Origin of the sequence: Bacillus sp. FJAT-47783, assembly GCF_022808615.1 — a bacterium.
Taxonomy (GTDB): domain Bacteria; phylum Bacillota; class Bacilli; order Bacillales; family Aeribacillaceae; genus Bacillus_BZ.
This window is the reverse complement of record NZ_JAKZKS010000001.1, coordinates 100,762-114,975: the sequence shown is the minus strand read 5'-3', so window position 1 is coordinate 114,975 and position 14,214 is coordinate 100,762. Positions and strand designations below refer to the sequence as shown.

General features: G+C 38.5%; 16 protein-coding genes. All 16 read left to right on the top strand.

What is annotated here, in order from left to right; genetic code table 11:
• Positions 1–183: 183 nt before the first annotated feature.
• The 16 genes from fapR (at position 184) to rplS (ending at position 14,104) form a co-directional block, all read left to right on the top strand.
• Complete coding sequence (fapR, locus tag MLD65_RS00565) at positions 184–786, top strand: transcription factor FapR (protein ID WP_243289910.1); 603 nt, start codon at positions 184–186, stop codon at positions 784–786.
• Positions 770–1,777 (top strand): phosphate acyltransferase PlsX, encoded by a 1,008-nt coding sequence (gene plsX, locus MLD65_RS00560; protein WP_243289909.1) that lies wholly within the window; start codon positions 770–772, stop codon positions 1,775–1,777. Before fapR ends, plsX begins: the two co-directional genes overlap by 17 nt.
• Entirely contained in the window at positions 1,770–2,714 is a 945-nt protein-coding gene (gene fabD, locus MLD65_RS00555) for an ACP S-malonyltransferase (RefSeq protein ID WP_243289908.1), read from the top strand. Before plsX ends, fabD begins: the two co-directional genes overlap by 8 nt.
• Positions 2,714–3,454: a 3-oxoacyl-[acyl-carrier-protein] reductase gene (gene fabG, locus MLD65_RS00550; RefSeq protein ID WP_243289907.1), complete on the top strand. Its 741-nt coding sequence runs from the start codon at positions 2,714–2,716 to the stop codon at positions 3,452–3,454. Before fabD ends, fabG begins: the two co-directional genes overlap by 1 nt.
• Positions 3,455–3,534: 80 nt before the next feature.
• Positions 3,535–3,768, top strand: coding sequence for an acyl carrier protein (acpP, locus tag MLD65_RS00545; RefSeq protein WP_243289906.1), 234 nt, complete (start codon positions 3,535–3,537; stop codon positions 3,766–3,768).
• Between the two features lie 115 nt (positions 3,769–3,883).
• Complete coding sequence (rnc, locus tag MLD65_RS00540; protein WP_243289905.1) at positions 3,884–4,627, top strand: ribonuclease III; 744 nt, start codon at positions 3,884–3,886, stop codon at positions 4,625–4,627.
• A 147-nt stretch (positions 4,628–4,774) separates the two neighbouring features.
• A complete protein-coding gene (gene smc, locus MLD65_RS00535; protein WP_243289904.1) occupies positions 4,775–8,341 on the top strand; it encodes a chromosome segregation protein SMC in 3,567 nt (1,188 codons plus the stop codon).
• A gap of 14 nt (positions 8,342–8,355) precedes the next feature.
• Positions 8,356–9,342, top strand: coding sequence for a signal recognition particle-docking protein FtsY (ftsY, locus tag MLD65_RS00530; protein WP_243289903.1), 987 nt, complete (start codon positions 8,356–8,358; stop codon positions 9,340–9,342).
• 221 nt (positions 9,343–9,563) lie between these two features.
• Positions 9,564–9,896 (top strand): putative DNA-binding protein, encoded by a 333-nt coding sequence (locus tag MLD65_RS00525; protein ID WP_243289902.1) that lies wholly within the window; start codon positions 9,564–9,566, stop codon positions 9,894–9,896.
• Positions 9,897–9,910: 14 nt separating this feature from the next.
• Entirely contained in the window at positions 9,911–11,254 is a 1,344-nt protein-coding gene (ffh, locus tag MLD65_RS00520; RefSeq protein WP_243289901.1) for a signal recognition particle protein, read from the top strand.
• A gap of 93 nt (positions 11,255–11,347) precedes the next feature.
• Positions 11,348–11,620 carry a 30S ribosomal protein S16 gene (rpsP, locus tag MLD65_RS00515; RefSeq protein ID WP_243289900.1) on the top strand — a complete coding sequence of 91 codons (273 nt, stop codon included), beginning with the start codon at positions 11,348–11,350 and terminating at the stop codon, positions 11,618–11,620.
• Positions 11,621–11,634: 14 nt separating this feature from the next.
• Entirely contained in the window at positions 11,635–11,865 is a 231-nt protein-coding gene (locus MLD65_RS00510; protein WP_243289899.1) for a KH domain-containing protein, read from the top strand.
• 135 nt (positions 11,866–12,000) lie between these two features.
• A complete protein-coding gene (locus MLD65_RS00505; RefSeq protein WP_243289898.1) occupies positions 12,001–12,372 on the top strand; it encodes a YlqD family protein in 372 nt (123 codons plus the stop codon).
• 11 nt (positions 12,373–12,383) lie between these two features.
• A complete protein-coding gene (rimM, locus tag MLD65_RS00500) occupies positions 12,384–12,905 on the top strand; it encodes a ribosome maturation factor RimM (protein ID WP_243289897.1) in 522 nt (173 codons plus the stop codon).
• Positions 12,902–13,636 (top strand): tRNA (guanosine(37)-N1)-methyltransferase TrmD, encoded by a 735-nt coding sequence (trmD, locus tag MLD65_RS00495; RefSeq protein ID WP_243289896.1) that lies wholly within the window; start codon positions 12,902–12,904, stop codon positions 13,634–13,636. Before rimM ends, trmD begins: the two co-directional genes overlap by 4 nt.
• A 126-nt stretch (positions 13,637–13,762) precedes the next feature.
• Entirely contained in the window at positions 13,763–14,104 is a 342-nt protein-coding gene (gene rplS / locus MLD65_RS00490; protein WP_243290236.1) for a 50S ribosomal protein L19, read from the top strand.
• Positions 14,105–14,214: the final 110 nt, after the last annotated feature.

Here is a 14,214-nt window from a genome sequence, read left to right as displayed (position 1 = left end):
CGAACAAATGAGTTCGGTCTTTGTTAATCATACGAGAGTTTATTCACCGATTTCGACTATTCTGACCTCTGAATAAAATTGTGTTAGCAATTTTGTACAGTAAAACATTCTTGCAATCTCGCACTTGAAACTATATACTACTATTAGTACCTAGTCATAATAGTAGTCCGGACGGTGTAAAGAATGAGAAGAAATAAGAAGGAACGGCAACAATTATTAAAAGAAACGATAGAAGAAACTCCGTTTATAACCGATGAAGAGTTAGCGGAGAAATTTAATGTGAGCATTCAAACAATACGGTTAGATCGTTTAGAGTTATCGATCCCTGAATTACGTGAACGTATTAAACATGTAGCGGAACAAAATTTACAGGACGAAGTCAAGTCACTTCCAATTGACGAAGTGATTGGGGAAATCATTGATCTCGAGCTTGATTTCTCTGCTATTTCCATTTTCGAAGTAAAAAAAGAACACGTTTTTAGACGAAATCAAATCGCACGAGGACATCATTTATTTGCCCAAGCAAATTCTCTCTGCGTTGCACTCATCGATGACGAGCTCGCCTTAACGCGAAAGTCAACCATTCGTTTTACACGACCAGTTAAGGTGAATGAACGTGTTGTTGCAAAAGCAAAGGTGAAACAAATTGACCATAAAAGTGGTCGCACATATGTTGAAGTCAACAGTTATGTAGGACAAGAGCTCGTCTTTTCAGGTGAATTTGAAATGTATCGCTCGAAAAATCAACCGAAAAAGGAAGGGTATGGAAATGAGACTAGCAATTGATGCGATGGGAGGAGACCATGCTCCTCATGCCATTGTTCAAGGTGCCATAACAGCATTGGAACATTTCCAAGATATTGAAATTGAATTAATCGGAAATGAACAAGAAATCAAACCATTAGTAAAACAAGAAACAAATCGTTTGCAAATCATACATACAGAAGAAAAGATTGAAGCAACAGATGAACCTGTTCGAGCGGTGCGTCGGAAGAAAAATGCATCGATGGTTATAATGGCAAATCGAGTGAAAGAGGGAATCGCAGATGCTTGTATTTCCGCTGGAAATACTGGCGCATTAATGACAGCAGGATTATTTGTTGTCGGTCGCATTGACGGTATTGAACGGCCCGCGTTAGCTCCAACATTTCCTACAATTGATGGGAAAGGTTTTATTATGTTAGATGTTGGTGCAAACGCAGATGCAAAACCCAATCACTTGTATCAATATGCGGTGATGGGATCGATTTATTCTGAAAAAGTAAGAGGTATTCAAAACCCTAGAATAGGGCTACTGAATGTAGGGACAGAAGAGAAAAAAGGAAATGAGCTAACGAAACAAGCTTTCGGCTTATTGAAAAGTTCGGAGTTAAACTTTGTCGGTAATGTTGAAGCTCGTGATTTACTTGAAGGTGTTTGTGATGTCGTCGTGACAGATGGTTTCACTGGAAATGTAGCGTTAAAAGCAATTGAAGGGACGGCATTATCGATATTTTCTATGTTAAAAGCGACGTTAACGAGTTCATTTACGTCAAAACTTGCAGCATTGGTATTAAAGCCGCAATTAAAAAATTTAAAAAAACAAATGGACTACTCAGAATATGGTGGCGCTTGTTTATTCGGCTTAAAAGCTCCTGTTATTAAAGCGCACGGATCATCAGATGAACGTGCTGTTTTTAATGCTATTCGTCAGGCACGTGAAATGGTGATAAACGAGGTATCAAATAAAATACATGATGCCATTTCAAAAGAGGGAAAGGAGTATGGACATGAGTAAAATTGCATTTCTTTTTCCAGGTCAAGGCTCGCAACAAGTTGGGATGGGGAAAGATTTTTATGATGAAGTAGAAGTTGCAAAAGCCGTTATGGATGAAGCGGACAGTACCCTCCAAATGAATTTAACGAACATTATGTTTGAAGGGCCGCAAGAAACGTTAACATTAACGTATAATGCACAGCCAGCTTTATTAACAGCAAGTATCGCGATGTTAGAAAAGTTTAAAGAATCAGGAATTACAGCTAATTTTGTTGCCGGTCATAGTTTAGGGGAATATAGTGCATTAGTCGCAGCGGGTGTTCTTTCTTTTAAAGATGCAGTATATGCCGTCAGAAAACGTGGACAATTAATGGAAAAAGCTGTTCCAGCAGGAAAAGGTGCGATGGCAGCTGTTTTAGGTATGGATACAGAATCTTTACAATCGGTAACGGATGAGGTAACGAAAGAAGGGTTTCTCGTTCAATTAGCGAACTTAAACTGTCCTGGACAAATTGTCATTTCTGGCACGAAGGAAGGGGTAGAAAAAGCTTCTGTTCTTGCAAAAGAAAACGGGGCAAAACGGGTCATTCCTTTAGATGTAAGCGGGCCTTTCCATTCTGATTTAATGAAGCCTGCAGCGAATGAACTAAAACAAGTACTTGATAACTTGGAAATGAAAGATGCGAACATTCCAGTAATCGCAAACGTCACAGCACAACCTATTTCAAAAGGTGCTGAAATAAAAGAAAAATTAGTGGAACAACTGTATTCTCCTGTACGGTTTGAACAATCTGTGCAAACGATGTTGGATGCTGGTGTTACGACATTTATCGAAATTGGTCCTGGAAAAGTGCTATCAGGATTAGTGAAAAAAGTGAACCGCCGTGTTAAGACGTATAATGTTTATGATTTATCATCTTTACATGACGTAGTAGAGAAGTTAAAGGAGGAACAGTAATGCTTACGGGAAAAGTAGCCCTTGTGACAGGTGCCTCTCGCGGGATTGGACGGGCAATCGCATTAGATTTAGCGAAAAATGGTGCACATGTCGTGGTGAACTATGCAGGAAATGAAGCGAAAGCAAACGAAGTGGTAAAGGAAATTCAAGCACTTGGTCGTGAATCATTTGCAATGAAAGCAGATGTTTCAAATCAAGAAGAAGTAACAAAAATGATAAAAGAAGTGTTAAATCGTTTTAATCAATTGGATATACTCGTTAATAACGCAGGTGTAACGAAAGATAATTTAATTATGCGTATGAAAGAATCAGAATGGGATGACGTTATTAATATTAATTTAAAAGGGGTTTTTAACTGTACAAAAGCTGTAACGCGTCAAATGATGAAGCAGCGTCAAGGTCGCATTATAAACGTTGCTTCCATTGTTGGGGTCAGCGGAAATGCTGGTCAAGCAAACTATGTAGCGGCAAAAGCTGGTGTGATCGGGCTAACGAAAACGACAGCGAAAGAGCTTGCGAGCCGCAATATTACTGTAAATGCGATTGCACCAGGTTTCATTACAACAGATATGACAGATAAGCTTGATCAAAATGTGAAAGAGGACATGCTAAAGCAAATTCCTTTAGCTCGCTTCGGTGAAGCGGAGGATGTTGCCAATGTTGTAACTTTTTTAGCTTCTGAAAAGAGCGGATATATGACTGGCCAAACGCTTCATATTGATGGCGGAATGGTGATGTAAATAATCCGTAAAGAGGTAAAGATTTCTCTAGTCATTTAAGAGTAAATCCTCTATAATACTTGAGGGGAGGTGAAGTGAAGATGGCAGAAGTATTAGAGCGCGTAACGAAAATCATCGTTGATCGTCTTGGTGTTGATGAATCTGAAGTGAAGTTAGAGTCTTCTTTTAAAGATGATCTTGGTGCTGATTCCCTAGACGTAGTTGAACTTGTTATGGAACTTGAAGATGAGTTTGACATGGAAATTTCAGATGAAGATGCAGAAAAAATTGCAACAGTTGGTGACGCTGTTAACTACATAAAAAGCCAAGCGTAATACGGTTTTTTTACAACGAGTCCCGTTTTTCAACGGGGCTTTCCCTGTTCTATCGATTTTTTTGAATGGAATGATTTATACTAAGTGTAATTGTACGTATTGATGGAGGTCACGTATGCCAAATAGAATGAACGCTAGAGCAAAAAAAACATTTATGAAAAAAGCACAAGAATTCCGAGACTTTCAAAAGAATATTGGCATCACGTTTACGAATGACAAGCTCCTTTATCAGGCTTTTACACATTCATCTTATGTGAATGAGCATCGTAAAAAACCTTATGAAGACAATGAGCGGTTAGAATTTTTAGGAGATGCCGTTCTTGAACTTACCGTTTCTCAATATTTATATGAAATGTACCCAACAATGAGTGAAGGAGATTTAACAAAGCTTCGAGCTGCGATCGTTTGTGAGCCTTCTCTTGTTTCTTTTGCCAATGAATTATCATTTGGAAAGCTTGTTTTACTCGGTAAAGGGGAAGAGTTAACCGGAGGGCGGCAGCGTCCGGCATTATTAGCAGACGTATTTGAAGCGTTTATCGGAGCACTCTACTTGGATCAAGGTCTTCAAGTCGTTGTGAAGTTTTTGGAAAAGATTGTTTTTCCGAAAATTAATGATGGTGCTTTTTCTCATGTGATGGATTTCAAAAGTAAGTTACAAGAGCTTATTCAACGAGATGTTAAAGGGATGCTCGAATATAAAATATTAGAGGAGAAGGGCCCAGCACATAACCGGGAGTTTGTGGCGACAGTATCATTAAATGGAGAAGTGTTAGGGACTGGAATTGGAAGGTCGAAGAAAGAAGCGGAGCAGCATGCTGCAGAACAAGCGTTACAAAAGCTAAACCCCATTTCAAAATGAGTAAGCCATTTCCGGCAAGACCGGGGATGGCTACATTGCTATTTTCACATGTTCAAAATATTCAACAAACGAAACCTGTTCCAAAGTAATTCGATAAAATTTCGATTATGATAAAATAGGGAAGACTTTTATATAAGGGGGATCACGATGTTCCTCAAACGACTAGACATCGTAGGATTTAAATCATTTGCAGATCGAGTAGCCGTTGATTTTTCCGGCGGAGTGACAGCGGTTGTTGGACCGAACGGAAGCGGAAAAAGTAATATTACGGATGCAATCCGCTGGGTGTTAGGAGAACAATCAGCGAAATCTCTTCGCGGTGCGAAAATGGAGGATATTATTTTCGCAGGAAGTGACACGCGCAAAAGTGTAAACATGGCTGAAGTGACACTAACCCTTGATAATGAAGATCATTTTTTACCAATTGATTATCAAGAAGTGAGTGTGACAAGAAGGGTATTTCGTTCAGGAGAAAGTGAGTTTTTTATTAATAAACAAGCCTGTCGCTTAAAAGACATTGTCGACTTATTTATGGATTCTGGCCTTGGGAAAGAGGCATTTTCTATCATCAGCCAAGGGAAAGTCGAGGAAATATTAAGTAGTAAAGCAGAAGATCGCAGAAGTATTTTTGAAGAAGCTGCTGGTGTTTTAAAATATAAAACAAGGAAAAAGAAAGCCGAAGGGAAGCTACTTGAAACAGAAGAAAATTTAAATCGTGTCGAGGACATTTTACATGAACTCGAAAGCCAAGTAGAACCTTTAAAAATACAAGCTTCCATTGCAAAAGAATATTTGGAGCAAAAGGAAGAACTAGAACAAATTGAAGTAGCCCTTATTGTTCATGAAATTGAAGAGCTTTATGAAAAATGGGAAAAACAATCGAAAATGGTTGAGGAATTAAAAGAGCGTGAACTTACAGTCACAACATCTGTTCAAAAAAAAGAAGCGTCTATTGAACAATTACGGGATCAAATAACAGCGCTTGATGAGTCTATTAATGATTTACAGCAAGTTTTACTATTGGCTAGCGAAGAGCTTGAGAAATTAGAAGGGCGAAAAGAAGTGCTAAAAGAGCGTAAAAAGAATGCTACATACAACCAGTCTCAGCTTGAGTCGATGATCAAACATATTTCCTCGACACTAGAAGAGCTTAGCCATCAATATGAAAAGCATGTGAATCAGCTCGAAAAATACGAGGTGGTTGTAAAGGAAGTGAAGTCTTCATTATTGGAGAAAGAACAAGCCTATTTGAATTTAAATGAAAATATTGAAGAAGAAATCGAAACCTTAAAAAATGAGTATTTCGATTTATTAAATGAACAGGCACAAGCTCGTAATGAAATCCAATATATTGAAGGGCAAATGAAGCAGCATAAGATGAAAATGGAACGCTTAATGACGGCTAACGAAAAGTTTTTGGAAGGCCGTCGTACGATTGAAGAGCAGAAACATAAGCTTGAAGCGAAACTCTCTTTCGCCCAAAAAGAGTTGGATGAACAAGTTGTAGCATATCGAGAAGCGCAAAAACAAGTAGAACTGAACAAAGCAGCTTATGAAAAGAAAGAGTCGAGCCTTTATCAAGCGTATCAATATTTACAACAGACGAGATCGCGTAAAGAAATGCTTGAAGCGATGCAAGAGGATTACACTGGATTCTTTCAAGGTGTCCGAGAAGTGTTAAAAGCCCGTAACGAAATTCCTGGTATTCATGGTGCTGTAGCGGAGCTTATTCATATGGCTAGAAATTATGAAACGGCCATTGAAATTGCCTTAGGATCAGCCTTGCAGCATGTCGTTGTCAATGATGAAGCGAGCGCGCGAAAAGCGATTGCTTTTTTAAAACAAAATAAATTTGGGCGCGCAACATTTTTGCCATTATCTGTTATGAACCGAAGAGCAATCTCCCAAGCAGATCGGATGATTGTACAAAATCATCCAGCCTTTATCGGGATTGCCTCAGAGCTCGTATCATTTGATGAACAATATCGTCCGATTATCGAGAACCTTCTTGGTACCGTGATTGTTACGAAAGATTTAAAGGGAGCAAACGATTTAGCGAAACAACTGCGCCATCGTTTACGACTTGTAACATTAGAAGGGGATGTTGTCAACCCGGGTGGCTCTATGACAGGTGGTGCCACGAAAACGAAAGGAAATTCTTTATTAAGCCGTAAAGGTGAATTAGAGACGATTCAAGAAAAGCTTGGAGAAATGGAAAGAAAAACGGAAGCGCTTGAGACAGATGTAAAACAGTTAAAGGCGACGATACAACAACAAGAGCGTTTCGCAGAGGAGCTACGAGAAAAAGGAGCCGAGTTGCGCTTAAAAGAACAATCTTTTCGAAGCGAGTGGCGTGAAATTGAGTTAAAAGAAAAAAATATAAATGACCAACTCGCATTGTATGATACGGAAAAAGAATCTTTCCTTCAAGAAGAATCACAATACAAAGATCGAATTCGGATATTAAATAATCGGTTAAAGACGATTGACGAGGCGATTAAACAGTTGGACGGAAAAATTGCGGAACTCGTCTCATTGAAAAATACACAACAAGCATCTAAACATGAACTTCAAGAAAAAATAACAGAACTGAAAGTCGAATTAGCAAGTAAAGAAGAAGCTTATAAAAATGAGAAGGATACGGTGGAGAGAATTCGTAAAGAAAAAGAAGCAAATGAACAAAAACTTTACGAAGCGAAAGAAGATTTATCCATTTTATCGAATGAAATGTCGAACAATGTTTCAGGGGAAGAGCAGTTAGAAGAAGCTGCGAAACGAAAGCTCCAAGATAAAAACAAAACGATTGAACTCATTCACGCAAGAAGAGAACAAAGAATGAAGATGCAAGAGAGTCTTGAGACGGAAGAGCTCGAATTAAAAGAATTAAAACGAATGCAAAAGCAATTAATAGACTCGCTAAAAGATGAGGAAGTGAAGGTTAATCGTTTAGATGTGGAGCTGGATAATCGATTACATCGGCTCCGTGAAGAATATAAGCTGACATATGAAGCGGCAAAGATAGAGTACCCTCTACACATATGTGCAGAGGAAGCAACGAAAAAAGTAAAATTGATAAAACGTTCCATCGATGAATTAGGTACAGTAAATATTGGTGCGATTGATGAATACGAACGGATCTCTGAACGATATAAGTTTTTATGCGAACAGCGCAATGATTTAACAGAAGCGAAGGAGACATTATTTAACGTCATTTCTGAAATGGATGAAGTAATGAAAAAAAGATTCCAATCAACGTTTACTCAAATTCGTTCCGAGTTTGAAACAGTCTTTCAAGTGTTGTTTGGAGGCGGACGAGCTGACTTGAAACTAACAGACCCGACCGATTTATTAAACACAGGGGTCGATATTGTTGCACAGCCTCCCGGAAAGAAGTTGCAAAATTTAGGATTGTTATCAGGTGGAGAGCGAGCTTTAACCGCAATCGCTTTACTATTTTCCATTTTAAAAGTTAGACCTGTACCATTTTGTGTGCTAGATGAGGTAGAAGCAGCCCTTGATGAAGCAAACGTTCAACGATTTGCAAAATATTTAAGACGGTTTAGTAAGGAAACGCAATTTATTGTCATTACACATCGGAAAGGTACAATGGAAGAGGCGGATGTCTTATACGGGGTGACGATGCAAGAATCCGGTGTATCGAAGCTTGTATCGGTTAAAATCGAAGACTCCAAACAGTATATGAAATCATCGTGAAAGGAAGGAAACGAATGAGTTTTTTTAAAAAGTTAAAAGAAAAAATTTCGACGCAAACAGATTCCGTTACGCAAAAGTTTAAAGAAGGACTTTCAAAGACAAGAAATTCGTTTTCTGAGCGTGTAAATGATATTGTTGCACGTTACCGTAAAGTTGATGAGGACTTTTTTGAAGAGCTAGAAGAAGTGTTAATTACCGCCGATGTTGGTGTGGAAACGGTCATGGAATTAATTGATGAATTAAAGATGGAAGTGAAACGCCGTAATATTCAAGACCCAAAACAAGTTCGTAGCATTATTTCTGAAAAGCTCGTTGATATTTATCAAGGTGATGATGGTGCCTCAAGCGAGCTAAATATCGAAGAGGGCCGATTAAACGTTGTCTTATTTGTCGGTGTAAACGGTGTTGGAAAAACGACGACAATCGGGAAGCTTTCTCATAAATTTAAAAGCGAAGGAAAGTCTGTTTTACTTGCTGCTGGTGATACGTTCCGTGCGGGTGCTATCGAACAGTTAGAAGTATGGGGAGAACGAGTCGGTGTTGATGTCATTAAACAATCTGCTGGCAGCGACCCTGCTGCCGTTATGTTCGACGCAATTCAAGCGGCTAAGGCGCGTAATTGTGATGTATTATTATGTGATACTGCTGGACGATTGCAAAATAAAGTGAACTTAATGAAAGAGCTAGAAAAAGTAAAACGAGTTATTGAACGGGAAATTCCAGGCGCGCCACATGAGGTTATTCTCGTCTTAGATGCAACAACAGGACAAAATGCAATGAATCAAGCAAAGCAATTTTCAGATGCAACAAACGTAACCGGAATCGCCCTAACGAAATTAGATGGAACCGCAAAAGGTGGCATCGTCTTAGCCATCCGAAACGAATTAAACATTCCAGTAAAACTCGTCGGGCTTGGAGAAAAAATGGATGACCTCCAACCATTCGATGCGGAACAATATGTATATGGTCTATTTGCAGATTTAGTTGAAGAAGAAGCCTAATGCTTCTTCTTTTTTTAATAGTAAGAAAGTATAAAATTCATAGTTTTTAGTGTCTAGCGAAAGCCACCGAGCTCTATACGTCGTAAAAACTTTTTTACCCAAGGGTGTGCAAGGCGCATTCGCTTTTCTTATATGTTAAGAAAAAAACTTGACATCATCTGTTCGTTTCGCTAAACTAATATCTTGTAAAGGCATTTCACTTAACATAGGGAGGGATAGTGATGATGCTCGAAAAAACAACGAGAATGAATTACTTACTTGACTTTTACCAATCGTTGTTAACCCCAAAGCAAAAAAGCTATATGTCTCTTTATTATCTTGATGATTTCTCCCTTGGTGAAATTGCTGAAGAATTTGAAGTAAGTCGTCAAGCTGTTTATGACAACATAAAACGAACAGAAGCGATGCTTGAAGAGTATGAAGAAAAGCTCGGCTTGTTAAAGAAGTTTCAAGAGCGGAAGAAAATTATTGAACAACTAAAACAGCTTTCAAAAACAGTAAGCGATACTGAGGAATTAAGGATTCTTATACAAGCTCTTGAGAAATTGGATTAGGAGGCGGCAATTTTATGGCATTTGAAGGGTTAGCCGACCGACTGCAAAGTACGATATCAAAAATCCGCGGCAAAGGAAAAGTAACAGAAGCTGATGTAAAAGAAATGATGCGTGAAGTACGTCTTGCGTTACTGGAAGCCGATGTGAACTTTAAAGTTGTAAAAGATTTTATTAAAAAAGTAAGTGAACGAGCTGTTGGTCAAGAAGTAATGAAAAGCTTGACTCCTGGTCAGCAAGTCATTAAAGTCGTAAAAGAAGAACTAACGGAACTAATGGGCGGAGAACAAAGTCAAATTGCCGTTAGTCAGCGCCCGCCAACGGTCATCATGATGGTTGGATTGCAAGGTGCGGGAAAAACAACGACAACAGGAAAGCTTGCCAATCTTTTGCGGAAAAAATATAATCGAAAACCATTATTAGTGGCAGCAGATATTTATCGTCCAGCAGCGATTAAACAGCTTGAAACACTCGGAAAGCAGCTGAATATGCCTGTTTTTTCACTTGGCGATCAAGTGAGCCCAGTTGAAATTGCAAAACAAGCGATTGCTCACGCCAAAGAAGAACACCATGACTATGTGTTAATTGATACGGCTGGTCGACTGCATATCGATGAAGCACTAATGGACGAATTGGAGCAAGTAAAAGAATTTACGAAACCGGATGAAATTTTTCTAGTCGTAGATGCGATGACAGGTCAAGATGCTGTGAATGTCGCGAAAAGCTTCCATGAACAGCTTGGAGTAACAGGTGTTGTTTTAACGAAATTAGACGGTGATACGCGCGGTGGTGCTGCGCTTTCCATTCGTGCTGTTACGGGAACACCTATTAAATTTGCTGGTATGGGCGAAAAGCTCGATGCTCTTGAACCATTCCATCCAGAAAGGATGGCTTCTCGAATTTTAGGAATGGGAGATGTGCTTACACTCATTGAAAAAGCACAAGCTTCTGTTGATCAAGAGAAGGCGAAAGAGTTAGAAGAAAAAATGCGGACGATGTCCTTCACATTCGATGATTTCCTTGATCAATTAGGACAAGTTCGCAACATGGGTCCGCTTGACGAGCTCATCACGATGCTCCCTGGTGCGAATAAGATGAAGGGGCTCAAAAATCTTCAAGTCGATGAAAAGCAAATTAGCCATGTTGAAGCTATTATTCGCTCCATGACAAAAGAAGAAAAAACAAATCCAGAAATTATGAATGCGAGTCGTAAAAAACGAGTTGCGAAAGGAAGCGGAACTTCCGTTCAAGAAGTAAACCGTTTACTTAAACAGTTTGATGAAATGAAAAAAATGATGAAGCAAATGACAAATATGTCAAAGGGAAAGCGCAAAGGCGGATTTAAATTCCCTTTTATGTAACATTTTCATTCTGTTAAGAAAAAACACTTTACAAACGATTTTAAGACTGATAATATACTATCTTGTTGAAAATATTTCGGAGGTGCTAGTAAAATGGCAGTAAAAATTCGTTTAAAACGTATGGGAGCAAAAAAATCTCCTTTCTATCGTATCGTAGTAGCTGATTCTCGTTCACCACGTGATGGACGTTTCATTGAAACAGTTGGAACTTACAACCCAGTTAGTGAGCCAGCTGAAGTGAAAATTGACGAGGACTTAGCTCTTAAATGGTTACAAAATGGTGCAAAACCATCTGATACAGTTCGTAACCTTTTCTCGAAACAAGGCATTATGGAAAAATTCCATAACGCGAAAAACAGCAAGTAATGAACGTGGTGCAAATGGAAGAATTAATTTCAACCATTGCAAAAGCGCTTGTGGACTTTCCTGATGACGTGTCTGTCGATCGCAGAGAGAAAGAAAACGAAATCGTTTTTACACTCCACGTTCATAAAGAAGATGTTGGAAAAGTGATTGGAAAGCAAGGAAGAATTGCAAAAGCGATTCGAACGGTCGTGTATGCAGCAGGTAATCACTCGACAAAGCGTGTTTTTTTAGAAATTAATGATTAAAAAGGTGAGGGATATAAACCTCGCCTTTTTTCGTAATGTGAGAAAAAGTGGTTTGGAATTTTTTTGTACGATAAAATAAGAATAAAAAGTTCTCTCCTTAAAAAGTGGAAAGGACTGCCTGACAGGGGGAAGGTTATGAAAATTCTTCACCAAGTAACAGTCAAGCAAATTTTAACGGAAACGAGTAAGGAAAAGCTCATGCAGCAATTTACTAGACAGAAGGATCAACTGCAAAGGGAATGTGATCAACTATATTTTCAATTAAAAAAAGTGAAAGCAAACCACCTATTAACATCTCAATATCGGAAAGAAATCGAGAGACGGAAAGAAAAAATTAAAACGACAGAGTTCCAAATTGAACAATTACATATTCTTCCGCTTGGGAGTGAATTAAAGGAAAAAGAATTAAATGGCATTATTGACATAAATATTGGTGACAATTGGGAAGAATTAATGAAAGAAAAAACAATCGTCATTAAAGATGGAATCGTATTAGAAATTCGCTGAGGTGATGATAGATGAGTGAAAAATGGTTTAATGTCGGAAAAATAGTAAACACTCACGGTATTCGTGGTGAAGTGCGTGTCATTTCGAAAACGGATTTCCCTGAAGAGCGCTATCAGCCGGGGAATTTGCTATTTGTGTTTAAAGAAGGGCAGGATCCGGTTGAGGTTGTCGTTAAGACGAGACGTCCACATAAAAATTTTGATTTATTGACATTTGAAGGGTATGAATCGATAAATGAGGTGGAACCGTTTAAAGGATCGCTATTAAAAATTCCCGAAAGTCAATTAGGAGTGTTGGATGAGGGGGAATTTTACTTTCATGAAATCATTGGCTGTCATGTGTTCGCAGAAGATGGTGTTGAAATCGGAACGGTGAAAGAAATTTTAACACCAGGTGCAAATGACGTTTGGGTTGTTAAACGGAAAGGCAAAAAAGATGCCCTTATCCCATTTATTGACGAAGTTGTCAAACAGATTGATGTATCGAATAAAAAGATTACCATTTCACTAATGGAAGGACTTTTAGACGAATGAAAATAGATGTTTTAACATTATTTCCGAATATGTTTCACGGTGTCTTAAATGAGTCAATTTTAAAAAAAGCCCAAGAAAAAAAGGCCGTCACAATTGACGTCATTAATTTTCGTTCCTATTCGGTAAACAAGCATCAAACAGTTGATGATTATCCATATGGCGGTGGAGCAGGAATGGTATTAACACCGCAACCTATTTATGACGCTGTTGATGATTTAAAAGAAAAACATCATACAAAAAATCCAAGAATTATTCTCGTATGCCCTCAAGGTGAAACATACAATCAAAAAAAAGCAGAAGAATTAGCAAAAGAAGAGCATCTTATCTTTATTTGTGGACATTACGAAGGCTATGACGAGCGCATTCGCCATCTTGTAACAGATGAAATATCTATGGGGGATTTTGTTTTAACAGGTGGAGAATTAGCAGCCATGACGATTATTGATAGTGTCGTTCGCTTATTACCTGGTGTACTAGGAAAAGAAGAATCACACATAGAAGATTCCTTTTCTACGGGTTTACTTGAACATCCTCATTTCACACGTCCTCGCGAATTTCGAGGAATGAAAGTGCCAGACGTATTGTTAAGTGGAAATCATCAAAAAATAGCCGAATGGCGACAGAAAGAGTCTCTCCGCCGGACATGGATGAGAAGGCCTGATTTATTTGAGAAATACCCTCTTACAGATCAACAAAGTAAATGGTTAGAAGAGATAAAAAAAGAGAAATAATATATTGCTTCAATGACTTGAATATGATATGATGTTTTTTGTGACTAAGACGGTTTCGTTTTAGTTTGATAACGATGTTCCGCTGCAAAAACGTGCATGAGCATCTGTTGGAAGGAGTTGAATTCGATGCAAAAATTAATCGAAGAAATCACTAAAGAACAACTACGCACTGATTTACCTGAGTTCCGTCCTGGAGATACTGTACGCGTACACGTTAAAGTTATCGAGGGTACTCGTGAGCGTATTCAGGTGTTTGAAGGTGTTGTTATTAAGCGTCGTGGTGGTGGAATTAGCGAAACATTTACTGTCCGTAAAGTATCTTACGGTGTTGGTGTTGAGCGTACATTCCCATTGCACACACCGAAAATTGCGAAAATCGAAGTTGTTCGCCGTGGTAAGGTACGTCGTGCGAAACTTTACTACTTACGTAACCTACGCGGAAAAGCAGCTCGTATTAAAGAAAGATAATCAAACATTTGAAACAAACAAAAAGGAGCTTGTTTTGGCAAGCTCCTTTTTCTATAATTGATGAAATGAACGTGTGTTTATATTACAATAATAAAAGACAAATGATAAGT